This is a genomic window from Streptomyces albospinus (assembly GCF_014648695.1).
Lineage (GTDB): Bacteria > Actinomycetota > Actinomycetes > Streptomycetales > Streptomycetaceae > Streptomyces > Streptomyces albospinus.
The window spans coordinates 130337-153394 of the sequence record NZ_BMRP01000012.1 but is presented as its reverse complement, the minus strand read 5'-3'; the positions used below and the strand labels follow the sequence as shown (position 1 = coordinate 153394).

The following is a 23058-nucleotide window of genomic DNA, read 5'->3' as shown; positions in this document are numbered from 1 at the left end:
CCCGCCCGCTGTCGGACCCGTCTGCTAAGACTGATGCTGTGAGCAGGGAGAACGGACGGACGGGGCCGGGTGGGGGGGAGCAGCTGGCCCTTATCCGGGAGGCGGTGCGGGAGACGAAGGGGGAGCGGGCCAGGCCGCGGACCTGGCGTGGGGCCGAGCTGGCGGCCGGACTGCCGGTGGCCCGGGTGCTGGTCGACAAGGGGCTGGTGCATCTCGACCGGCTCTTCGACTATGCGGTGCCCGCCGCGATGGACGCCGAGGCGCAGCCCGGGGTGCGGGTGCGGGTGCGGTTCGGGGCGGGGGAGAAGGGCGGCCGGCGGGAGGGCGGCAAGCTCGTCAGCGGGTTCATCGTGGAGCGGGTGGCACAGAGCGAGTTCCGGGGGGTGCTGGCGCCGATCGCGCAGGTGCTGTCGCCGGAGCAGGTGCTGTCACCGGAGCTGCTGGGGCTGTGCCGGTCGGTCGCGGACCGGTATGCCGGGTCGCTGGCGGATGTGGTGCAGCTGGCGGTGCCGCCCCGCCGGGCGCGGGCGGAGGCGAAGCCGTCCGCTGCGCCGTTGCCGCCCAACGTGCCGCCGGAGCCCGGGAGTTGGGCGCGGTACGGGGCCGGGGCGGGGTTCCTGGCGGCGCTCGGGCGCGGGGATGCGCCGCGGGCGGTGTGGACGGCGCTGCCGGGGGCGACCTGGCCGCAGGAGCTGGCGCGGGCCGCCGCCGCGGCGCTGGCCGGCGGGCGCGGGGCGCTGGTGGTGGTGCCGGACGGGCGGGCCGCGGCGCGGGTGGACGCGGCGCTGGGGGAGCTGATCGGCGAGGGCCGGCATGTGCTGCTGACCGCGGATTCCGGGCCCGAGGAGCGGTATCGGCGGTGGCTGGCGGTCAGCCGGGGGTCGGTGCGCGCGGTGGTCGGGACGCGGGCGGCGATGTTCGCGCCGGTCGCCGATCTCGGCCTGGTCGCCCTGTGGGACGACGGGGACGCGAGCCACAGTGATCCGCATGCCCCGCAGCCGCATGCCCGGGAGGTGCTGATCCAGCGGTCGGTGAGCGAGCGGGCCGGGTTTCTGCTGGGCGGGCTGAGCTGCACGGTGGAGGCGGCGCAGCTGGTGGAGACGGGCTGGGCCCGGCCGCTGACCGCCGACCGCGAGCAGGTGCGGGCCGCCGCCCCGCTGGTGCGTACGGTCGGGGACGGCGACGAGGCCAGGGACGCCGCGGCGCGGGCCGCCCGGCTGCCGACGATGGCGTGGCAGGTCGTGCGTGAGGGGCTCAAGCACGGGCCGGTGCTGGTGCAGGTGCCGCGGCGCGGGTATGCGCCCCGGCTGGCGTGCGAGCGGTGCCGGACCCCGGCCCGCTGCCGGGCGTGCGCCGGTCCGCTGGAGGCGCGCGAGGCGGGCGAGCTGGGCTGTGTGTGGTGCGGCCGGGAGGAGCCGGACTGGCACTGCGCCGAGTGCGGCGGGGCCCGGCTGCGGGCGCAGATCGTGGGAGCCCGGCGCACGGCCGAGGAGTTGGGCCGGGCGTTCCCGGCGGTGCCGGTGCGCACATCGGGGCGGGACCATGTGCTGGCGTCGGTGCCGGGCGTGCCCGCGCTGGTGGTGAGCACGCCGGGGGCCGAGCCGGTGGCCGAGGGCGGGGGGTATGCCGCCGCGCTGCTGCTGGACGGCTGGGCGCTGCTGGGCCGGCCGGATCTCCGGGCGGGGGAGGAGGCGTTGCGCCGCTGGCTGGGGGCTGCCGCGCTGGTCCGGGGGCAGGCGGAGGGCGGCACGGTCGCGGTGATCGCGGAGCCGACGCTGCGGCCGGTGCAGGCGCTGGTGCGCTGGGATCCGGTCGGCCATGCGGTCCGCGAGCTGGCCGAGCGGGCGGAGCTGGGGTTCCCGCCGGTGTCGCGGATGGCGTCGGTGGCGGGCCGCGCCGAGGACGTCGCCGGTCTGCTGCGGGCGGCCGAACTCCCCGCGGAGGCCGAGGTGTTGGGCCCCGTACCGCTTCCGGTGCCGGATCCCGGGCGTCCCCGGAGGCCGGGTGATCCGCCGCCCGGCGAGGCGTGGGAGCGCGCGCTGGTACGGGTCCGGCCGGGTCAGGGGGCGGCGCTGGCCGCGGCGCTGAAGGCCGCCCGCGCGGCGCGGCTCGTCAAGCGCGAGGGCGAGCCGGTACGGGTGCGGATCGATCCGCCGGACCTCGGGTGAGGCCGCGGCCCGCGAACGGTGCCGCCCCGGGACCGAAGTCGGCAGGCGGTCCGGGGCGTTGGCAAGCGTCGTTCGCGGAGCGTGTGGAGCGGGCTGGGAGTCAGCCGTTGCGGGGGCCGGGGAAGGCGCCGGGGCGGGCCACCTCGTCCCTGCTGGCCGCGGAGGGCTGGGTGGGCATGGAGCGGGCGGCGGGCACGGACGGGGAGCCGGGCAGGCCGCCGGCCAGGCTGACCGCGCGGGCCGCGGAGGCGTCGGAGGAGCGCACCGCGGAGTCGCCGCTGTCGGCGGGCGGCTGGGCGGTGGCCCGGCGCGCGCCGTAACGGCGGTGCACGGCCTGCTTGGTGACGCCGAGCGCGGAGCCCACCGCGTCCCAGGAGAATCCCAGCGAGCGGTCGAAGTCGACCGCGGCGGTGACGAGGGTCTCGACGCTGTCCCGGAGCTCCTGTGCCAGGCGCACCGTGGGCGCGGGCGCCCGTCCGTAGACGACGAAGCCCGCGGAGGGGCCCGTGCGCCGCGGCCGGTAGACGTTGCCGAGCTGCGCGGTGAGCGTGCGCAGGGCGTCCACCTGCCGGCGGACCCGCTCGATGTCCCGCACCAGGAGATGAAGGCTGGCGCGCGCCTGGGCGTCGTGGGTTGCGTGGTCGGCCATGAGCAAGCCTCTCGAACCGGCGTGGAAAGGAAGGGTGAAAGCGTTCGGGCCGCCAAAGCGGCCCGATATTGGTCAATGCTGTTTGACCAACGCGACAGGAGTGGCTCTGGTCACGGTATGGGGGCGTACGGGCTTGTGCGCGGGGCGCGGACGACTTCGCACGCCCCCCTGTCGTCCGGGCCCATGACCTGGGCCAAGAGCCATAGACTGGTGCGCCGTTCCGCTGCGTGTGAGAGGTAGTCCGTCACCCATGAGGCTTGTCTTCGCCGGCACCCCCGAGGTCGCCGTACCCGCCCTCGATGCCCTGATCGCCTCGGACCGGCATGAGGTGGTGGCCGTCGTGACCAGGCCCGACGCACCCGCCGGGCGGGGGCGCCGGCTGGTCGCCAGCCCGGTCGCGGAGCGTGCGGAGGAGGCGGGCATCGAGGTCCTCAAGCCCGTCAAGCCGCGGGACGAGGACTTCCTCGGCCGGCTGCGGGAGATCGGGCCGGACTGCTGCCCGGTGGTCGCCTACGGGGCGCTGCTGCCGAAGGTCGCGCTGGACATTCCCTCCAAGGGGTGGGTCAATCTGCACTTCTCCCTGCTGCCCGCGTGGCGCGGTGCGGCGCCCGTGCAGCATGCGGTGCTCGCCGGCGACGAGGTGACCGGTGCCACGACGTTCCAGATCGAACAGGGCCTGGACTCCGGTCCGGTGTACGGGGTGCTGACCGAGCAGGTGCGGCCCACGGACACCAGTGGCGATCTGCTCACCCGGCTGGCGTTCGCCGGCTCCGGTCTGCTCGTCGCCACGATGGACGGCATCGAGGACGGCACCCTCAAGGCGGTGCCGCAGCCGGCGGAGGGCGTCACGCTCGCGCCGAAGATCGAGGTCGAGGACGCCCGGGTCGACTGGACGGCACCGGCGCTGCGGGTCGACCGGGTGGTCCGCGGCTGCGCTCCGGCGCCCGGTGCCTGGACGGTCTTCCGCGGCGAGCGCCTCAAGCTGATCGCGGCCTCCGTCGCCCCGGACCAGGCCGAACTGGACCTCGCGCCCGGCGAACTGGCCGGCACGAAGAAGGCCGTGTACGTCGGCACCGGCAGCCACCCCGTCGAGCTGCTCTGGGTCCAGCCGCAGGGCAAGAAGCCGATGCAGGGCGCGGACTGGGCGCGCGGCGTACGGATCGCGGCAGGGGAGCGGCTGGGCGACCGGCCTCCGGCCACGGCCTGACCAGGGTCCCGGCGGTCCGGCCCCGCGCGCTGCCGCCGGGGAGCCCGCGTAGGCTGGGGCGGAACCCACTTCCCGTATCCGGAGCACCTTTTCTGTGAGTCAGCAGCCGCCCCGCCGCCATGGCACCCGCAAGCCCTATCGCCGCCCCAAGAAGGACCCGGTGCGGATCCTCGCCTTCGAGGCGCTGCGGGCCGTCGACGAGCGGGACGCGTACGCGAACCTGGTGCTGCCCCCGCTGCTGCGCAAGGCGCGGGAGGGCGGGGAGTTCGACTCCAGGGACGCGGCGCTGGCCACGGAGTTGGTGTACGGGTCGCTGCGCCGGCAGGGGACGTACGACGCGATCATCGCGCAGTGCGTGGACCGGCCGCTGCGCGAGGTCGACCCGCCGGTACTGGACGTGCTGACGCTGGGCGCGCACCAGTTGCTCGGGACGCGGATTCCGACGCATGCGGCGGTCAGCGCGAGCGTCGAGCTGGCGCGGGTGGTTTTGGGCGACGGACGGGCGAAGTTCGTCAACGCGGTGCTGCGCAAGGTCGCTGCGCACGATCTGGACGGCTGGCTGGAGCGGGTGGCTCCGGAGTACGACGAGGACCCCGAGGACCATCTCGGGATCGTGCACGCCCACCCCCGCTGGATCGTCTCGGCGCTCTGGGACGCCCTGGGCGGTGGCCGCGCCGGCATCGAGGACCTGCTGGAGGCGGACAACGAGCGCCCCGAGGTGACCCTGGTGGCGCGGCCCGGCCGGGCCACCGCCGAGGAGCTGCTGGCCGCCGTCGGCGAGGGCGGCGCGCTGCCAGGGCGCTGGTCCCCGTATGCCGTGCGGCTGGCCGAGGGCGGTGAACCCGGCGCGCTGGACCCGGTGCGCGAGGGCCGTGCCGGGGTGCAGGACGAGGGCAGCCAGCTGGTCGCCATCGCGCTGGCCAACGCGCCGCTGGAGGGCCCGGACCGGGTCTGGCTGGACGGCTGCGCGGGGCCCGGCGGCAAGGCGGCGCTGCTGGGCGCGCTCGCGGCGGAGCGCGGCGCGGCGCTGCTGGCGTCGGAGAAGCAGCCGCACCGCGCCCGGCTGGTGGCGCGGGCGCTCGACGGCAACCCCGGCCCGTACGCGGTGATCGCCGCGGACGGCACCCGCCCGGCCTGGCGGCCCGGTGCCTTCGACCGGGTGCTGGTGGATGTGCCGTGCACCGGCCTGGGCGCGCTGCGGCGCCGTCCCGAGGCCCGCTGGCGGCGCCGCCCCGAGGATCTGGAGGGTTTCGCGCCGCTCCAGCGGGAGCTGCTGCGCCAGGCGCTGGCGGCCGTGCGGGTCGGTGGTGTGGTGGGCTATGCGACCTGCTCGCCGCATCCGGCGGAGACCCGGGCCGTGGTGGAGGACATGATCAAGGGGCGCGGCGGTGCCGCGGTGGAGGTCGAGTGGGTGGACGCCCGGCCGCTGATGCCGGGGGTGCCGGCGCTCGGTGACGGGCCGGATGTGCAGCTGTGGCCGCATCTGCACGGGACGGACGCGATGTATCTGGCGCTCGTGCGCCGGACGGGCTGACCTGCCGCGCCGGGCCGGCGACGACGGCCCCGGAGGGCCCCGGACGAGGGGCTGTCCGGGGCCGTCGCCGTGTGTCCGGGCGCGAACGGTGGTCGCCCGGGAAGCGGCTTACGGAAGCGGCGGGTTTCGGTCGTAGTTGGGGCGGACCCCTGTCGAGCGCATCCCGGTCACGAGATATCTTGATGTCAAGCAATGTTGAGACGTGGATGGAGCGGAGCACCCGGTGACTGACTCGACCATCATTTACACCCACACTGACGAGGCCCCGGCCCTGGCGACGTATTCGTTCCTGCCGGTGGTCGAGGCGTATGCCGCGACGGCCGGGGTGACGCTGGAGAGCCGTGACATCTCGCTGGCCGGGCGGATCATCGCCAGCTTCCCGGAGCATCTTGAGGAGAGCCAGCGCATCGACGACGCGCTCGCCGAGCTCGGCGAACTGGCCAAGACCCCGGGTGCGAACATCATCAAGCTGCCGAACATCTCGGCCTCGATCCCGCAGCTGAAGGCGGCCGTCGCCGAGCTCCAGAAGCAGGGCTACGCGCTGCCGGACTACCCGGACGACCCGAAGACCGACGAGGAGCGCGACATCCGCGCCCGTTACGACAAGGTCAAGGGCAGCGCGGTCAACCCGGTGCTGCGCGAGGGGAATTCCGACCGCCGGGCGCCCGCGTCGGTGAAGAACTACGCCAAGGCCCACCCGCACCGCATGGGCGCCTGGACGCCCGAGTCGAAGACGAACGTCTCCACCATGGGCGCCGACGACTTCCGCTCCACCGAGAAGTCCGCGGTCGTCGCCGAGGACGGCACGCTGCGCATCGAGCTGTCGGGCGACGACGGCAGCACCACCGTCCTGCGCGAGTCGGTACCGGTACTGGCCGGTGAGGTCGTGGACGCGTCCGTCATGCGCGTCGCGGCGCTCCGCGAGTTCCTGGCCGCGCAGGTCGCGCGCGCCAAGGCCGACGGCGTGCTGTTCTCCGTGCACCTGAAGGCCACGATGATGAAGGTCTCCGACCCGATCGTCTTCGGCCATGTCGTGCGCGCGTTCTTCCCGAAGACCTTCGCCCAGTACGGCGAGACCTTCGCGAGTGCCGGGCTGACCCCGAACGACGGCCTCGGCGGCATCTACAAGGGCCTGGAAGCGCTGCCGAACGGCGCCGAGATCAAGGCGTCCTTCGACGCCGAGCTGGCCGACGGCCCGGCGCTCGCGATGGTCGACTCCGACCGCGGCATCACCAACCTGCACGTCCCCAGCGACGTCATCGTGGACGCCTCCATGCCGGCCATGATCCGTACGTCCGGCCACATGTGGGGCCCGGACGGCCAGGAGGCCGACACCCTCGCCGTCATCCCGGACAGCTGCTACGCCGGCGTCTACCAGGCCGTCATCGAGGACTGCCGGGCGCACGGCGCCTTCGACCCGGCCACGATGGGCTCGGTGCCCAACGTCGGCCTGATGGCGCAGAAGGCCGAGGAGTACGGCAGCCACGACAAGACCTTCGAGATCCCGACCACCGGCACGGTGCGGGTCCTCGACGGCGCCGGCAACGTCGTGCTGGAGCAGGTCGTGAGCGCCGGCGACATCTTCCGGATGTGCCAGACCAAGGACGCCCCGATCAAGGACTGGGTCAAGCTCGCCGTGACCCGCGCCCGCGCCACCGGCGACCCGGCCGTGTTCTGGCTCGACGAGGGCCGGGCGCACGACGCCCAGCTCATCGAGAAGGTCAAGGCGTACCTCCCGGAGCACGACACCGAGGGCCTCCAGATCGAGATCAAGACGCCGGTCGACGCCACCACGTTCTCCCTGGAGCGCATCCGCCGCGGCGAGAACACCATCTCGGTCACCGGCAACGTGCTGCGTGACTACCTGACCGACCTGTTCCCGATCCTGGAGCTGGGCACCAGCGCCAAGATGCTGTCGGTCGTACCGCTGATGAACGGCGGCGGGCTGTTCGAGACGGGCGCCGGCGGCTCCGCTCCGAAGCACGTCCAGCAGCTGGTCAAGGAGAACTACCTGCGCTGGGACAGCCTGGGCGAGTTCCTGGCCCTCGCGGTCAGCTTCGAGCACCTGGCGACGACCACGGGCAACGCCCGCGCCCAGGTCCTGGCGGACACCCTCGACCGCGCGACCGGCTCGTTCCTCAACGAGAACAAGTCGCCGAGCCGCAAGCTGGGCGGTATCGACAACCGCGGCAGCCACTTCTACCTGGCGCTCTACTGGGCCCAGGAGCTGGCCGAGCAGACCGACGACGCGCAGCTCGCGGAGGCGTTCGGGCCGCTGGCCGAGACGCTGACCGAGCAGGCGCAGACCATCGTCGACGAGCTGATCGCGGTGCAGGGCTCCCCGGCCGACATCGGCGGCTACTACCAGCCCGACGCCGCCAAGGCGTCGGCGGTGATGCGTCCGTCGGCGACGCTCAACCAGGCGCTGGCGTCCCTGAAGCGCTAGTCGCGCAAGGTCGCAGCCGTTCCGCCCCGGCCGGGCGTCGCATCCGGCCGGGGCGGACCCGTGCGTGCCCGGTGACGGGGTCGCCCGGCCCGCCTCCGCCCGCGCGCGGGCGCCGGGCCATACTGGTGGCATGGCCTTGATCAACCCCAGCATCCTGTCCGCCGACTTCGCCCGCCTCTCCGAGGAGGCGAAGGCCGTGGAGGGCGCCGACTGGCTCCACGTCGACGTCATGGACAACCACTTCGTCCCGAACCTCACCCTCGGCGTGCCCATCGTCGAGTCGCTGAGCAGGGCGACGGACACCCCTCTCGACCTGCACCTGATGATCGAGGACCCGGATCGCTGGGCGCCGCAGTACGTCGAGGCCGGGGCCGGTTCGGTGACCTTCCACGCGGAGGCCGCCGCCGCGCCGGTGCGCCTGGCGCGGGAGATCCGGGCCAAGGGTGCGCGGGCGTCGATGGCGCTCAAGCCGGCCACCCCGATCGAGCCGTACGAGGACCTGCTCCCCGAGCTCGACATGCTGCTGATCATGACGGTGGAGCCCGGCTTCGGCGGCCAGGCGTTCCTGGACATCATGCTGCCGAAGATCCGCCGCACCCGTGAGCTGATCTCCCGGCACGGTCTCCAGCTGTGGCTCCAGGTGGACGGCGGGGTCTCCGCGTCCACCATCGAGCGGTGTGCGGAGGCGGGTGCCGATGTGTTCGTGGCGGGCTCGGCGGTCTACGGGGCCGACGATCCGGCCAAGGCGGTCCGCGACCTGCGGGAGAAGGCCGAGGCGGCGACGGCCGCGAGCTGGGGCTGCGCCCACTGATCGAGCGCGCCCGGCCGGTACGCGGACCGGGGCCGGCTTTCTGCGGCGTCGTGCGCGCCGCCGGTTGTCCTTTCGGCAACCGAGCGTTCATGCTCGTCGAGTCGGTCTTGGTCCCCGTACACCTCGGGTTTCTGAAAGGATGAGCAAAGACTCGATCAGATGCGCAAAAGGGGAGATTTTCGTGGTAGCCAGCCGCCCACAGTCCGGAATGGGCCCCGCCGAGCTGGTGCAGGCCGCGGCGATGGCTCGCCGCTTCTATCTTGAGGGCAAGTCCAAGATCCAGATCGCGGAGGAGTTCGGCGTCAGCCGGTTCAAGGTCGCCCGCGTACTGGAGACGGCCCTGGAGCGCGATCTCGTACGGATCGAGATCCGGGTGCCCTCCGAACTGGACGCGGAGCGCTCCGACGCCCTGCGGGCCCGCTACGGCCTGCGGCACGCGGTCGTCGTCGAATCGCCCGCCGACGCCTCGGAGGACGCCGCCGACCCGGAGAACCTCGGCGAGGTCGCAGCCGACCTGCTCGGCGAACTGGTCGCCGAGGGCGATGTCCTGGGGCTGGCCTGGGGACGCTCGACCATCCACATGGCAGCCGCGCTGCACCGGCTCCCGCCGTGCACGGTCGTCCAGTTGACCGGTGTCTACGACGCCGGCACCGCCGACCGCGGCTCGGTCGAGGCGGTGCGCCGCGCGGCCGATGTCTCCGGCGGCGAGGCGCACCCGATCTACGCGCCGATGCTGCTGCCCGACTCGGCGACCGCCGCCGCGCTGCGCGGTCAGACGGGTATCGCCCGGGCCTTCGAGTACTTCGACAAGGTCACCGTCGCCTGCGTCTCCATCGGCTCCTGGGAGCCGGGCGTCTCGACCGTCTACGACATGCTGTCGGAGGACGAGCGGGAGCACTACGCGTCGCTGGGTGCCGCCGCCGAGATGTCCGCGCACCTCTTCGACGCCGAGGGCCGGCGCATCGGCCGCGATCTGGGCGAGCGGTGCATCACCGTCGAGGCGGACCGGTTGCGCCGCATCCCGGAGGTCGTGGCCATCGCCGGCGGCCGGCGCAAGGCCGCGGCGATCGGCGCGGTGCTGCGCTCCGGGCTGGTCACGAGCCTGGTGACGGACACCGCCGCCGCCGACCACCTCCTCCTGGAGACCGGCCCCGGGCCGCGGCCCGCCCTGGACCGGGCGGACCCCGACGGGAAGTGACGGCGAGGGCCGCGCGGACGGTCGTGGCGGCGGGGGAGTGCCCCGCGGCTCCGGCCCGCCGCGCCGGTCCGCTGCGCTCCGGTGCGCGGACCGGCGAGCAGCCCGCGCGCGGCTGTGACAGCATCGGCGCATGCTGATCCACTCCGCCCCGCGGCGGGCCGCCGCCGCTGCCGGCGCCCTGCTCGCCGCCCTGCTTCTCGTTCTCACCGGCTGTTCCACCGGCGGTGGCGGCAAAGGGAGTTCGTCCGGGGCGCACCGGCCGTCCGCCACGGCCACGGCGGGAACGGGGGCGTCCGGCACGTCCGGCACGCCGGGCTGGGCGAAGGGGATGCCGACCGTCCAGACCGGCCGGCTGCCCGCCGAGGCGCAGCACACCCTGAAGCTCATCGACGCCGGCGGGCCCTTCCCGTACCCGAAGGACGGCACCGTCTTCGGCAACTACGAGCGGCAGCTGCCCAAGGAGCCGCGCGGTTACTACCACGAGTACACGGTCCCCACGCCGGGCTCCCGGGACCGCGGCGCGCGCCGTCTGATCAGCGGAAAGAGCCACGAGACGTTCTACACCGACGACCACTACCGGACCTTCAAGGCGGTGCTCCGATGACGTGCAGGGTGTTCGACGGGGAAGACACAGCTGACACAGAAGACACAGCGGGATTCCGGGAGGCCGCGCAGCCGCCGGGGGCCCGGGGAGCGTCCTTTGGGGGACGCGGTCGGGAGGTGCTCCGGTGACGGCCGAGGTGCCCCGGCCGCTGGCCGCGGTGCTGGACGGCAGTACGCCCGCGGGGGTGCTGTCCTGGCCGGCCGACCGCCCGTTGGCGGACGCGCTGGCCGCGGCCCGGGACGCGGGCTGGAGCGGCGCCGCGCTCGACCTCGAAGGGGCCCTGGACAAGGCCGAGTTCATGGACCGCTGCGCGCGCTCGCTGCGGCTGCCGGACTACTTCGGCCGCAACTGGGACGCGCTGGCCGACTGCCTCACCGATCTGTCGTGGTGCCCCGCCGACCGCGGCCGGCTGCTGGTCGTCACGGGCTGGCAGGGGTACGCAGCCGCCGTGCCGGAGGACTGGAGCATCGTCGAGACGGTGCTGGCGGACGCGGTCGGGTACTGGCGGGACACCGACACCGGGCTCGCGGTGATCATGGCGAGGGGGCGCGGACGGCAGGGGGCGTAGCGACCGCCGGGCGCCCGTCCGGCACGCCGTTCCGCGACGTCACGGGCACGTCCGGTGAGCCGCCGTCCCGGTGGCCGGCCCCGGCCTTGGCGGATCGCACCACCCGGCTCGCTGGCCCGTAGGACAATCGCATGAGTCCTGGTCAGGGCCCGTATCCTGGCGGTATGCGATTCCTGAATCCGAAGAACGGCGCCCTCGAAGAGAGTTCTTCGGTGCCCTACGACCTGACCTACGACGACGTGTTCATGGTGCCCGGCCGCTCCGCCGTGGGCTCCCGCCAGGCCGTGGACCTCGCCTCGCCCGACGGCTCGGGCACGACCATTCCGCTGGTGGTCGCCAACATGACGGCGATCGCCGGCCGCCGGATGGCCGAGACCGTCGCCCGCCGTGGTGGCCTGGTCGTCATTCCGCAGGACATCCCCATCGATGTCGTCACCGACGTCATCACCTGGGTCAAGCACCGCCACCTGGTCCTGGACACGCCCATCGTGCTGTCCCCGATCTCGACCGTCGCGGACGCCCTGTCGCTGCTGCCCAAGCGGGCGCACGGCGCGGGCATCGTGGTCGAGGGCGGCCGGCCGGTCGGTGTCGTCACCGAGCACGACCTGGCCGGGGTGGACCGCTTCACCCAGGTCGCCGAGGTCATGTCCAAGGACCTGCTGGTCCTCGACGCGGACATCGACCCCCGCGAGGCGTTCAACCGCCTCGACGCCGCGAACCGCAAGCTGGCGCCCGCGGTCGACGCGGACGGCATGCTGGTCGGCATCCTGACCCGCAAGGGCGCCCTCCGCGCCACCCTGTACACCCCCGCCACGGACGCCAACGGCAAGCTGCGCATCGCGGCTGCCGTGGGCATCAACGGCGATGTGGCGGGCAAGGCCAAGGCGCTGCTGGACGCCGGTGCGGACACGATCGTGGTGGACACCGCGCACGGCCACCAGGAGTCGATGATCAGCGCGATCAGGGCCGTCCGGGCGCTGGACCCGCAGGTCCCGATCGTGGCGGGCAACATCGTCGCGGCCGAGGGCGTCCGTGACCTCATCGAGGCCGGCGCGGACATCATCAAGGTCGGTGTCGGACCGGGCGCCATGTGCACGACCCGGATGATGACCGGCGTGGGCCGCCCGCAGTTCTCCGCGGTGCTGGAGTGCGCCGCCGAGGCGAAGAAGTACGGGAAGCACGTCTGGGCCGACGGCGGCGTGCGGCACCCGCGCGATGTCGCCATGGCGCTGGCCGCGGGCGCGTCCAACGTCATGATCGGCTCGTGGTTCGCCGGCACCCTGGAGTCGCCGGGCGACCTCCAGCACACCGCCGAGGGCCGGCCGTACAAGGAGAGCTTCGGCATGGCCTCCGCGCGTGCGGTGCGCAACCGCACGAGCGAGGAGTCGGCCTACGACCGCGCTCGCAAGGCGCTGTTCGAGGAGGGCATCTCCACCTCGCGGATGTTCATCGACCAGGCGCGCCCCGGCGTCGAGGACCTGATCGACTCGATCATCGCGGGCGTCCGCAGCTCCTGCACCTACGCGGGTGCCGCCTCCCTGGAGGAGTTCGCGGAGAAGGCCGTGGTCGGCGTGCAGAGCGCCGCCGGTTACGCCGAGGGCAAGCCGCTGCACGACAGCTGGAGCTGACCGCCCGGAGCCGGCACGGCTCCCGAAGCCGCCGCTCGACGGCCCCGCACCGATCCGGTGCGGGGCCGTTCGCGTCCCCGGCGGGCCGTGATTCCGGGCGGTGGCGTGCAACGAACCACCGCCGCCGGGCCCGGTGCGCAATGATCAACTGCGGTTGCGCAAGGAACCTGCATTACGGCAGGTCAGCGAGGGGCCGTAAGGTCATGCGCTGTACGTGGAGTGGCGGAGACCGTCTGCTCGGCGGTCTCCTGCTGGGGCGGTTCTGCCTGCCCGCGAGGCCGCTGCGGTCGCCGTCACAGAAATGTGCCGGAACGTGTCATTTTGACCGGCAGCGACAAAGGAGCCACCCAGTGTTGGAGAACGGCGCAGCCCCACCCCCGGGGACCAGCGACTTCCCGTCGCCCTCCCCCGGAGGACTCGGCACCCGGCTGATGCGGCGCAAGCCGGTCGAGCGCCTGGTGGCGGAGGGCGGCAAGGGCGAGGGTGGCACCCTCCGCCGCTCGATGGGCGTCTGGCAGCTGACCATGATCAGTATCGGTGCCACGCTCGGCACCGGCATCTTCGTGGTGCTCGGCCAGGCCGTCCCGGACGCCGGACCCGCGGTCGTGATCTCCTTCGTCATCGCCGGCGTCACCGCGCTGTTCTCCGCGCTCTCCTACGCCGAGCTGGCCGGCACCATCCCGGTCTCCGGCTCGTCGTACTCCTACGCCTACGCCACCCTCGGCGAGCTGGTCGCCTGGGTCTGCGGCTGGTGTCTGATCCTGGAGTACGGCGTCTCGGTCGCGGCCGTCGCCGTCGGCTGGGGCCAGTACCTGAACGAGCTGCTCGACGGCACGCTCGGCATCACCATCCCCACCGCGCTCTCCGCCCCGCCGGGCCAGGGCGGCTACTTCAACCTGCCGGCGCTGCTGGTCGTGATGCTCGCGATGGTCTTCCTGCTGGGCGGTGCCAAGGAGAGCGCCCGCGCCAACACGATCATGGTGGCCGTCAAGATCGTCGCGCTGCTGCTCTTCTGCGGCGTCGCGCTCCAGGGCGTCAAGTCCGGCAACTACGCCAACTTCATGCCCATGGGCATGGCCGGCGTCAGCGCCGCCGGCGCCACGCTGTTCTTCTCCTACATCGGCTTCGACGCGGCCTCCACGGCGGGTGAGGAGGCCAAGAACCCGCAGCGCGACCTGCCCCGCGCGATCATGCTGTCGCTGGTCATCGTCACCGCGCTCTACTGCCTGGTCGCGGCCATCGCGGTGGGCGCGATGCCATGGCAGAAGTTCAAGGGTTCCGAGGCCGCGCTCGCCGGCATCCTGAAGTCGGTCACCGGCCAGGACTTCTGGGCCGTCCTGCTCTCCCTCGGCGCCGTCGTCGCCATCGCCAGCGTCGTGCTGACCGTCCTCTACGGCCAGACCCGGATCCTCTTCGCGATGTCCCGCGACGGCCTGGTGCCGAAGGTGTTCTCCAAGGTGCACCCCAAGAGCGGCGCACCGCGGGTCAACACCGTCGTCGTCTCCCTCTTCTGCGGCGTGCTGGCCGCAGCCGTCCCGCTGGGCCAGCTGGCCGACGCCACCAGCATCGGCACGCTGTTCGCCTTCGCACTGGTCAACATCGCGGTGATCGTGCTGCGCCGCACCCGGCCCACCATGCCGCGGAGCTTCCGTACGCCGCTCTCGCCGCTCTTCCCGGCGATCGGTTTCGTCCTCTGCGTCGTCATGATGGCCAGGCTCGGCGCCGTGACCTGGGTGGTCTTCGGAGTCTGGATGGCCGTCGGCCTTGTGATCTACTTCGGATACGGCTTGCGCCGCTCCCGATTGGCCACCGCAGAGAAGTGACCCACCCGCAGTGCGACTGAACGATCTCGACGAACGTATCGTCCACGCCCTCGCCGAGGACGCCCGCCGCAGCTACGCCGACATCGGCCAGGAGGTCGGCCTGTCCGCACCGGCGGTCAAACGCCGGGTGGACCGGCTGCGGGCGGACGGCGCGATCACCGGATTCACCGTGCGGGTCGACCCGGCCGCCCTCGGCTGGGAGACCGAGGGGTTCATCGAGATCTACTGCCGCCGCAACACCTCGCCCGAGGCGATCCACCGCGGCCTGTCGCGCTACCCGGAGGTGGCGCCCGCCTCCACCGTCACCGGAGAGGCGGACGCCATCGTCCAGGTCTTCGCGTCGGACATGCGGCACTTCGAACGCGTCCTGGAACGGATCGCCGGCGAACCCTTCGTCGAGCGCACCAAGTCCGTCCTGGTCCTCTCGCCACTGCTGCGCCGCTACGGGTCGGGGGCACCCGGCTAGGAACGTGCCGGGCGGGGGCCGGCGCGGCCCGCTGCGTGCACGGCCCGGCGTGGGCCCGCTCCTCGGGCGGGCTCAGGCCGCGTCCCCCTCCCCGGTCTCCGGCCCCGTCGCGCTCCGCGGCGGGGTTCCCTGCGTCCAGGCGATCCGCAGGGACGACGCGGAGATCCGCCAGCCGTCCGGGGTCCGCACCAGCTCGCTGTCCGCGTGACCCGCGGAGACGAAGAGCTCTGCGGAGCCGCCCGCCAGGACATGGGTGCTGAGCTGGGCGCCGCGGGCGGTGGCCCGGTCGCCGTCGATCTCGATGACGGCGTTGGTGCCCAGGTGCACCGTCCGGTCGAACAGGGCCATCGCCTGGCTGACGCTCGCCAGCAGGGCGTCCCGCCCGTGGACCGTGCCGACGGGCATCACGGCGGTCACCTCCTCGGTATGGAAGGCGCGGGCCCAGGCCTCGTCGAATATCCCCTCGTCCAGGGAGCGCAGGTAGCGGTCCAGGAGGTCGGTGATCTCGGCGCGGTCGATGAGGTGCTGGAGCTGCGGCCCGAGCCGGGCCCCGGCCTCAGGCCGGGGCCGGGGCGATGTGCCGTTGGTGGTCGTGCCGTTGGCGGCCGTGGCTTCGAGGGTGGTCATGGCCTTGTCCGTGGTCACGGACTGCTCCCCGGTGTCGGTGGTGTCGGTGGTGGCTGCCCGGTCGGCGAGGGCGGGCTCTTCCGGCGTTGCGCTCTGGCGTGTGCTCATGCGGCGATCCTGGTATCTCAAGCGGACTTGAGGTCAAGTGCGTCGGGTCCCGGCTTCGGAGGAGGCCGCGGATCGGGCGCCGGGCGGCTGTGGCGGCGGCGTGGCCGGGCCTGCCCCGGTGGGGTGCGCTCCGGCGCGGAGGGCGGACATCACCACGGCGCCCGCCACCAGCACCACGCCCGCCGCCATGCGGTAGCCGAACGCGGCGGCGTCGGTGAACGCACCGGCCGTGCCCGCCCCGTGACCCGTCCCCGAGGCGAAGCGGACGGACAGTACGGTCCCCACCACGGCGATGCCCAGCGACGCGCCCAACTCCCGTGCCGCGCCCTGGAGTCCGGAGCCCATACCGGACCGGTGGGCCGGCACCGACGCGACGACCGCATGGGACAGGGTGGGCATCGCCAGGCCCGCGCCGGTCGACAGCACCAGGAGAAACGTCAGGTACAGGGCGTAGGGCGTGCCGGCGTCGGCGGTGGAGAGCAGGAGCAGACCGGCCGCTATCAGGGCCAGCCCGACGCCGGCCGTTGTGGCCTCACCGATCCGCCGCGCCAGGCTCATGCCGTACCTCGTCACGGCCATCATCCCCAAGGCCATCGGCACGATCGCAAAGCCGGTCTGGAGGGGTGAATAGCCCTTGACGTACTGGAGGAACTGCGCGTTGACGTAGAACAGCGCGAACAGGCCGAAGAAGGCCACGGCGATACCGATACTGCCGCCGCGCAGCCGCGGCAGCCGGAACAGCCGCGGATCCAGCACCGGGTGCGCGGCCCGCAGGCCATGGCGGACGAACCCCGCGAACAGTGCGAGCGCCAGCGCGAAGGCGGCGACGACCGGGGGTGAGGCCCAGCCCAGTGCGGGGCCCTCGATGATGCCGAAGAGCAGCGCCGCCGATGCGAGGACCAGCAGCGCCGACCCCGGGAGGTCGAGCGTTGCCGTCTGGCGGGGCACCCGGGGCGCGGACCGCGCCACCCAGCCGAACAGCACGAGCGCCAGCGGCACATACCCCCAGAACAGCCCCTGCCAGGGCAGGTATTGGAGTATCAGCGCGCCGCCGGCGTTGCCCGCCATCCCGCCGACGGCGAGCGCTGCGCTCCATGCCGCCACCGCTGACGCCTTCTGCTCGGGCGGGGTGGCGTGCAGCAGTACGGACATCGTGGCCGGGACGAGCAGTGCGGCGCCGGCGCCCGAGACGGCGCGGGCCACCAGCAGGATCGGGAGGCCGGGGGCCAGTGCGCTCAGCAGCGCGCCCGCGCCGAAGACGCCCAGTCCGGTCAGCAGGATGCCCTTGCGGCCGTACCGGTCGCCGAGGGCGCCGGCCGGGATCAGCAGGCCCGCGAAGACCAGGACGTAGGTGTCGACGATCCAGAGGAGTTGGGACGGGGTCGGGTGGAGAGCGCTTGCGGCGATCTTGGGAATGGCCAGGTTCATCGCGGCCACGAGTGACTGCGCGACGAGGACGCAGGCGCACACCGCGGCCGTCACCGAGCGCCGGCCGGCACGGGAGCCTGCGGCGGCCGATCGGGGAGCGCCCGCGCCGGCGGTCGGGCTGCCGGCGGTCGAGCCGTCTGCGGTCCGCGGGGCGGTGGTCGAGGGGCCGGCGGACCGGGCGCGGCCGGTGGGCGGCAGGGGTGCTGACGAGGTCATGGCCGGGACGCTAGAGTCCCGGTTAGTTGATCTCAACTGCAAGGTGTGCACTGCATGATTGCGCGAAACGCAAACATCGACCTCAACCTGCTGATCGCACTGGACGCACTGCTGGAAGAGGAGAGCGTGACCGCAGCCGCCGACCGGCTGGGGCTCTCCGGGCCCGCCATGAGCCGGGCGCTCGGCCGGATCCGGCGGACGATCGGCGACCCCGTCCTCGTACGCGCCGGCCGCCATATGGTGCCGACCCCGCGCGCCCTGGAGATCAAGGCCGATGTGCGGCGGCTGGTGGAGGAGGCGCACGGTGTGCTGACCCCGTCCGCACCCGCCGATCCGGCGGAGCTGGCCCGGGTGTTCACCATCGCCGCCAGCGACAACTTCGTCACCGCCATCGGCCCGGCACTGGTCGCCCGGGTCGCACAGGAGGCTCCGCAGGTCGTGCTGCGCTTCCTCGGCGAGAGCCCTGTCGATCTGCCGCTGCTGAGGGACGGTGCGGCGGATCTGGAGTTCGGAGCCGTCGAGGCGCGTGAGCCGGAGATCCGTACGGAGGAGGTCTTCGCCGATCGCGGTGTCGCGGTCGTACGCCAGGGGCATCCGCTCACCGCGGTGCACGTCACCGCCCGCCGCTTCGCCGATGCCGCGCACGTCAACTTCTCCCGCCGCGGGCGGCTGACCGGCCCGATCGACACCGCGCTGGCCGAACTCGGCCTGCGCCGGCGGGTGATCGCCACCGTCCCGACCTTCGCGGCCTCGCTGCTGACGGTGCGGGACAGCGATGCGGTGGGCCTGTCGTTGGAGCGGATGGCCGCAGCGACGGTCCGCGGGCTGGGTTTGCACACCCTGCCGATCCCGCTCGCGCTGCCGCCGATGTCGATGACGATGGCCTGGCACCCGCGGCAGGACGCCGACGCCGGGCATGTGTGGCTGCGTGGACTGGTCCGGAGCACGGTGGCCGCGGTGGTCGGCTGAGTGGTGCGGCCGGTGCGTCGCGCGTACGCGGACCGCGGACCGCCACCCCGGCGCGGCGAGCCGCCCCCGCTGCCGGGGCTGCCCCGCCCCGGCCCCACCTGCGCGGACGCCCGGCGCAACGAATCGCCGGGCAAGCCCTTGAACGCGCAACGAATCGTTCGTCGGCGCGCAACGGTGGCGCCTTGTCCGGGATCGGCGGCGGCCCGTACCGTCATTGCGTCCCGCCCGAACCGTCCCGCCGAGGGGTCCCATGCCGCCGCTGCACACCGCCCTGCTCCAGAGTTCGGGACGGCCCGGCGACGTTGCGCACAACCTGCGGCTGCTGGACGAAGCGGCCCGTGAGGCAGCCGCGACCGGCGCCGGGCTGCTCGCCTGCCCCGAGCTGTTCCTCACCGGCTATGCCATCGGCGGCGATGTCCACCGCCTCGCCGAGACCGCCGACGGCGCCGGTGCCCGGGCCGTCGCCGGTATCGCCGCCGCCCACGGCATCGCGGTCCTCTACGGCTACCCGGAGCGCGCCCCCGAGAGCGGGGACGACGGCGCGGGCGACGGCAGGGCCGTGGTCTACAACTCGGCGCAGCTGATCGGGCCGGACGGCGCCCGGCTCGCGAACTACCGCAAGACCCATCTCTTCGGCTGCTTCGAGCGCGAATGGTTCACGCCGGGCGACCGGCCCGTCGTCCAGGCCGAGTTGGCCGGAGTCCGGATCGGCCTGCTGATCTGCTACGACGTGGAATTCCCGGAGAACGTCCGGGCGCACGCGCTGGCCGGTACGGACCTGCTGCTGGTGCCGACCGCGCAGATGCACCCCTTCCAGTTCGTCGCCGAGTCCGTCGTCCCGGTGCGCGCCTTCGAGAGCCAGATGTACGTCGCGTATGTCAACCGGGTCGGCGAGGAGGGCGAGTTCGAGTTCGTCGGGCTCAGCTGCCTGGCCGGACCGGACGGTGTCGTACGGACCCGCGCCGGGCGCTCCGAGCAACTGGTGCAGGCCGCCGTCGACCCGGACTTCCTGAAGGCGTCGCGGGAGCACAACCCCTATCTGCACGACCGGCGGCCCGAGCTGTACGGCCACCTGGCGTGACCCCCGCCGACGCGACCGGACCCCGCAGGTGAACCGCCCCCCGGCGTGACCGGAGCGCCACCGTACTCCGACCGCCGACCCGACGTGACCTGCCCTGATGTGACCTGCCCCTGATGTGACCTGATCCGCCCCCGCCGCACGACGGGGCGCGGGCCGGCCCCGGCCTGCCCCGCCGCACCGCCCCCGGCCCTCGTACCCCGCCGAGCCCCGCTCCGGCCTGCCCCGATACACCGCCCCGCCCGCAAGGAGTCCGCCCCGATGACGTCCACGGTGCCCACCGCCGCCCACCACGCGGATGCCCAGCCGCCGATCACCATGTTCGGCCCGGACTTCCCGTACGCCTACGACGACTTCCTGGCGCACCCCGCGGGCCTGGGCCAGGTCCCCGCCACCGAGCACGGCAAGGAGGTCGCGGTCATCGGCGGCGGCCTCTCCGGCATCATCACCGCCTACGAGCTGATGAAGATGGGCCTCAAGCCCGTCGTCTACGAGGCGGACCGGATAGGCGGCCGGCTGCGCACCGTCGGCTTCGAGGGCTGCGACCCGGGCCTGACCGCCGAGATGGGCGCGATGCGCTTCCCGCCGAGCTCCACCGCGCTCCAGCACTACATCGACCTGGTGGGCCTGGAGACCAGGCCGTTCCCCAACCCGCTGGCCCCCGACACCCCGTCGACGGTCGTCGACCTCAAGGGCGAGTCGCACTACGCGCGCACCGTCGCGGACCTGCCCGAGGTCTACACCCAGGTCATGGACGCCTGGAACGCCTGCCTGGAGGAGGGCGCGGACTTCTCCGACATGAACCGGGCGCTGCGCGAGCGCGACGTCCCGCGGATCCGGGAGATCTGGTCCCGGCTCGTCGAGAAGCTCGACAACCAGACCTTCTACGGATTCCTCTGCGACTCCACCGCCTTCCGCTCCTTCCGGCACCGGGAGATCTTCGGCCAGGTCGGGTTCGGCACCGGCGGCTGGGACACCGACTTCCCCAACTCCATCCTGGAGATCCTGCGCGTCGTCTACACCGAGGCCGACGACCACCACCGGGGCATCGTGGGCGGCAGCCAGCAGCTTCCGCTGCGCCTGTGGGAGCGCGAGCCCGAGAAGATCGTGTACTGGGCGCCGGGCACCTCGCTCGCCACGCTGCACGACGGCGCGCCCCGCCCGGCCGTGACCCGGCTCCACCGCACCGCGGGCAACCGCGTCACGGTGACCGACGCCGCCGGCGACATCCGCACCTACGAGGCCGCGGTCTTCACCGCGCAGTCCTGGATGCTGTTGAGCAAGATCGCCTGCGACGACGCGCTGTTCCCGATCGACCACTGGACGGCGATGGAGCGGACCCACTACATGGAGTCCAGCAAGCTCTTCGTGCCCGTGGACCGGCCGTTCTGGCTGGACAAGGCCGTCGACGAGAACGGCGAGCCCACCGACCGGGACGTGATGAGCATGACGCTCACCGACCGGATGACCCGGGGCACCTACCTCCTGGACGACGGGCCGGACCGGCCGGCCGTCATCTGCCTCTCGTACACGTGGTGCGACGACAGCCTCAAGTGGCTGCCGCTGAACGCCAACGAGCGCATGGAGGTCATGCTGAAGTCGCTGTCGGAGATCTATCCGAACGTCGACATCCGCAAGCACATCATCGGCAACCCGGTCACCGTCTCCTGGGAGAACGAGCCCTACTTCATGGGCGCGTTCAAGGCCAACCTCCCCGGCCACTACCGCTACCAGCGGCGTCTGTTCACCCACTTCATGCAGGACCTGCTCCCCGAGGACAAGCGCGGCATCTTCCTGGCCGGCGACGACATCTCCTGGACCGCGGGCTGGGCCGAGGGCGCCGTGCAGACCGCGCTGAACGCGGTGTGGGGCGTGATGCACCACTTCGGCGGCGCCACGGACGCGGCCAACCCTGGCCCGGGCGACGTCTACGACGAGATCGCCCCGATCGAGCTCCCCGAGGACTGACCGGTCCGGTTGCCGGAGGCCGGCCGCGCGGATCCGGGCGTGCAGTCCGGCGGCGCGGTCGGCCCTTTCGCCGCCGCCCCGGCGGCGGACCTGGAGATCGAGCAGCACCTCGCGGGCGCCGCCGTGCTGTCCCCCCGGCGGTGCGGCGGAATGACGCCGCCCAGGGTGTCCCGTGCCCGGTGGCGGGGTCAGTTCAGCGGCGTCAGCAGGCACCGGCCGATCAGGCCGACGCTCGCGTCCAGGCGCTCGGCCAGCTCCTCGGCCATCTCCGGCAGCCGGCGGACGCCCCACAGCATCCGGGCCGCGGCCCAGGCGCCGTCCCGGGCCATCTCCAGGCTCCAGGAGCCGATCAGATGCGTGAGCGGATCGGCGATGTCGAGCACGTCGGGGCCGGGCATCAGGGTCTCCCGGATGCCCTCCTCCAGGCCGGTCAGAACGGTGCCGATCCGGTCGAAGTCGCCTTCCAGGGCGGGCGGTTCGCAGCCGAGCGCCTGGCAGGTGTCCAGGACGGCGAGCGCGAGATCGTGGCCGATGTGCGCATTGATGCCGGCCAGCGCGAACTGCAGCGGGCGGACCCCGGGATGCCGCCGCAGCTGGAAGAGCGGGCGCCAGCAGGCCGGCGGGCGCAGCCCCGTGGCGTCCGCGTCCACGGCGGTGAAGTAGCGGCGGGCGAAGTGGATGTCCAGTTCACCGGTGGCTTCCGGGTCCTCGAAGGCGCCACCCCCCACGCGCTGCGCGACCGCCTCGGTGACGGTCAGATAGACCCGGTTGAACACCGCCACCCCGTCCTCCGGGGGCAGCGATGCGTCCAGGGCGCGCAGCCGCGCCAGGACATCGGCCACGCCTGCCGTTGTCGCGGGGCCGGCGCCGTCGGGGGGCCGTGCGGCGGGGCTCTCCGCGGTGCGCCGCGGGCCCTTTCCGCCGTGCTGCTGAATCGTCGTCATCTGCTCAGCGTGACATCGGGATGCCCCCGAATATGCCGCCGACCGCGGCCTGTTGACCGGATCGGAGTAATAATCAGCGCGCCGTCCTGAGGCCCTTCCCGCGCGTTCCCGGGGCGCGTGACGACGTTTGTCACGTACTTCCGACGGGCCGCCCCGGAAGCCAATGCCCTTTGCGAAACCCATTTCCGTTCGGCGTCCCAGGAATCACCGCGGTGAACGCGGCGCACAATTCCGCAAGTTGACCCATTTCCCCGAGATTGTCCGCCGCGTCGGCCGACCCGCTCCTGGCGGCGACCGCGCCGGTGACGGCCGCTGGCCGGCCGCCCGGAACCGTCGGGCGAAAGGGGCCGCCTATGGATTCGACTGGTCCACCGACTATTGCACCAGGCTCCCCGACAACCCCTTCGGATTTCCTTTCAAGACCTCCTGTGCGCGGCAGGACTTCGGATACCGCAGCGACAAGGAGGCGGGCACCTTCGCCGTCGACGAACCGCGCGTGGACCGTGCGCTGTACGAGGATTTCGAGCGGGTCTGCGCGGTCTGCTCCGGTGCGAGGAAGAGCTCCTGCAACGCGCTGGCGTGGACCTGATGGCGAGGCGGTCGGGAAGTTCGGCGCAA

General features: G+C 73.1%; 18 protein-coding genes and 1 pseudogene. 15 read left to right on the top strand and 4 right to left on the bottom strand.

What is annotated here, in order from left to right; all coding sequences use genetic code 11:
• Positions 1–38 precede the first annotated feature (38 nt).
• A complete protein-coding gene (locus tag IEZ17_RS18575; RefSeq protein ID WP_189301511.1) occupies positions 39–2168 on the top strand; it encodes a primosomal protein N' in 2130 nt (709 codons plus the stop codon).
• Between the two features lie 100 nt (positions 2169–2268).
• On the opposite strand, the gene IEZ17_RS18570 is transcribed toward IEZ17_RS18575, so the two are convergent.
• Entirely contained in the window at positions 2269–2817 is a 549-nt protein-coding gene (locus IEZ17_RS18570) for a hypothetical protein (RefSeq protein ID WP_189301509.1), read from the bottom strand.
• A 250-nt stretch (positions 2818–3067) separates the two neighbouring features.
• Between IEZ17_RS18570 and fmt the strand changes: the two genes are divergently transcribed.
• The 10 genes from fmt (at position 3068) to IEZ17_RS18520 (ending at position 15102) form a co-directional block, all read left to right on the top strand.
• Positions 3068–4024, top strand: coding sequence for a methionyl-tRNA formyltransferase (gene fmt / locus IEZ17_RS18565; protein WP_189301507.1), 957 nt, complete (start codon positions 3068–3070; stop codon positions 4022–4024).
• Between the two features lie 94 nt (positions 4025–4118).
• Complete coding sequence (locus IEZ17_RS18560; RefSeq protein ID WP_189301505.1) at positions 4119–5558, top strand: RsmB/NOP family class I SAM-dependent RNA methyltransferase; 1440 nt, start codon at positions 4119–4121, stop codon at positions 5556–5558.
• A gap of 223 nt (positions 5559–5781) precedes the next feature.
• Positions 5782–8004: an NADP-dependent isocitrate dehydrogenase gene (locus IEZ17_RS18555; protein ID WP_189301503.1), complete on the top strand. Its 2223-nt coding sequence runs from the start codon at positions 5782–5784 to the stop codon at positions 8002–8004.
• Between the two features lie 130 nt (positions 8005–8134).
• Entirely contained in the window at positions 8135–8815 is a 681-nt protein-coding gene (gene rpe, locus IEZ17_RS18550; RefSeq protein ID WP_189301501.1) for a ribulose-phosphate 3-epimerase, read from the top strand.
• 208 nt (positions 8816–9023) lie between these two features.
• On the top strand, positions 9024–10013 hold the full coding sequence (locus IEZ17_RS18545) for a sugar-binding transcriptional regulator (RefSeq protein WP_043263473.1): 990 nt from the start codon (positions 9024–9026) through the stop codon (positions 10011–10013).
• 130 nt (positions 10014–10143) lie between these two features.
• Positions 10144–10617, top strand: coding sequence for a guanyl-specific ribonuclease (locus IEZ17_RS18540; RefSeq protein ID WP_189301499.1), 474 nt, complete (start codon positions 10144–10146; stop codon positions 10615–10617).
• A 124-nt stretch (positions 10618–10741) separates the two neighbouring features.
• Positions 10742–11185 (top strand): barstar family protein, encoded by a 444-nt coding sequence (locus IEZ17_RS18535; RefSeq protein ID WP_189301497.1) that lies wholly within the window; start codon positions 10742–10744, stop codon positions 11183–11185.
• Positions 11186–11349: 164 nt separating this feature from the next.
• Entirely contained in the window at positions 11350–12813 is a 1464-nt protein-coding gene (locus IEZ17_RS18530) for a GuaB1 family IMP dehydrogenase-related protein (protein ID WP_189301495.1), read from the top strand.
• A 350-nt stretch (positions 12814–13163) separates the two neighbouring features.
• A complete protein-coding gene (locus tag IEZ17_RS18525) occupies positions 13164–14636 on the top strand; it encodes an amino acid permease (RefSeq protein WP_189301494.1) in 1473 nt (490 codons plus the stop codon).
• 10 nt (positions 14637–14646) lie between these two features.
• Complete coding sequence (locus IEZ17_RS18520) at positions 14647–15102, top strand: Lrp/AsnC family transcriptional regulator (RefSeq protein WP_189301492.1); 456 nt, start codon at positions 14647–14649, stop codon at positions 15100–15102.
• Positions 15103–15174: 72 nt separating this feature from the next.
• Here the strand turns inward: IEZ17_RS18520 and IEZ17_RS18515 are convergent, their stop codons facing one another.
• Both IEZ17_RS18515 and IEZ17_RS18510 read right to left on the bottom strand, forming a co-directional pair.
• The gene (locus tag IEZ17_RS18515) at positions 15175–15837 is read right to left on the bottom strand and encodes a nuclear transport factor 2 family protein (protein WP_229852377.1); all 663 of its coding nucleotides are present in this window, start codon (positions 15835–15837) and stop codon (positions 15175–15177) included.
• 33 nt (positions 15838–15870) lie between these two features.
• Positions 15871–17481 (bottom strand): MFS transporter, encoded by a 1611-nt coding sequence (locus IEZ17_RS18510; protein WP_189301490.1) that lies wholly within the window; start codon positions 17479–17481, stop codon positions 15871–15873.
• 54 nt (positions 17482–17535) lie between these two features.
• Between IEZ17_RS18510 and IEZ17_RS18505 the strand changes: the two genes are divergently transcribed.
• From IEZ17_RS18505 to IEZ17_RS18495, 3 genes are all read left to right on the top strand, one after another.
• Positions 17536–18450, top strand: coding sequence for a LysR family transcriptional regulator (locus tag IEZ17_RS18505; protein WP_189301488.1), 915 nt, complete (start codon positions 17536–17538; stop codon positions 18448–18450).
• Positions 18451–18700: 250 nt separating this feature from the next.
• Positions 18701–19531 (top strand): carbon-nitrogen hydrolase family protein, encoded by an 831-nt coding sequence (locus tag IEZ17_RS18500; protein ID WP_189301486.1) that lies wholly within the window; start codon positions 18701–18703, stop codon positions 19529–19531.
• A gap of 258 nt (positions 19532–19789) precedes the next feature.
• Positions 19790–21496: a flavin monoamine oxidase family protein gene (locus tag IEZ17_RS18495; protein ID WP_189301484.1), complete on the top strand. Its 1707-nt coding sequence runs from the start codon at positions 19790–19792 to the stop codon at positions 21494–21496.
• Between the two features lie 188 nt (positions 21497–21684).
• On the opposite strand, the gene IEZ17_RS18490 is transcribed toward IEZ17_RS18495, so the two are convergent.
• Complete coding sequence (locus IEZ17_RS18490) at positions 21685–22338, bottom strand: DUF5995 family protein (RefSeq protein ID WP_189301649.1); 654 nt, start codon at positions 22336–22338, stop codon at positions 21685–21687.
• Positions 22339–22753: 415 nt separating this feature from the next.
• Between IEZ17_RS18490 and IEZ17_RS42505 the strand changes: the two are divergent.
• Positions 22754–23029 (top strand): annotated as a pseudogene (locus IEZ17_RS42505) (phospholipase A2); the annotation flags it as partial.
• Between the last annotated feature and the right edge of the window lie 29 nt (positions 23030–23058).

Coding starts and splice junctions, on each gene's coding strand:
- IEZ17_RS18505 (WP_189301488.1), top strand. CDS start 17,536: ATGATTGCGCGAAACGCAAACATCGACCTCAACCTGCTGATCGCACTG.
- IEZ17_RS18545 (WP_043263473.1), top strand. CDS start 9,024: ATGGGCCCCGCCGAGCTGGTGCAGGCCGCGGCGATGGCTCGCCGCTTC.
- IEZ17_RS18515 (WP_229852377.1), bottom strand. CDS start 15,837: ATGAGCACACGCCAGAGCGCAACGCCGGAAGAGCCCGCCCTCGCCGAC.
- fmt (WP_189301507.1), top strand. CDS start 3,068: ATGAGGCTTGTCTTCGCCGGCACCCCCGAGGTCGCCGTACCCGCCCTC.
- IEZ17_RS18500 (WP_189301486.1), top strand. CDS start 18,701: ATGCCGCCGCTGCACACCGCCCTGCTCCAGAGTTCGGGACGGCCCGGC.
- IEZ17_RS18540 (WP_189301499.1), top strand. CDS start 10,144: ATGCTGATCCACTCCGCCCCGCGGCGGGCCGCCGCCGCTGCCGGCGCC.
- IEZ17_RS18570 (WP_189301509.1), bottom strand. CDS start 2,817: ATGGCCGACCACGCAACCCACGACGCCCAGGCGCGCGCCAGCCTTCAT.
- IEZ17_RS18495 (WP_189301484.1), top strand. CDS start 19,790: ATGACGTCCACGGTGCCCACCGCCGCCCACCACGCGGATGCCCAGCCG.
- IEZ17_RS18530 (WP_189301495.1), top strand. CDS start 11,350: ATGCGATTCCTGAATCCGAAGAACGGCGCCCTCGAAGAGAGTTCTTCG.
- IEZ17_RS18510 (WP_189301490.1), bottom strand. CDS start 17,481: ATGACCTCGTCAGCACCCCTGCCGCCCACCGGCCGCGCCCGGTCCGCC.
- rpe (WP_189301501.1), top strand. CDS start 8,135: ATGGCCTTGATCAACCCCAGCATCCTGTCCGCCGACTTCGCCCGCCTC.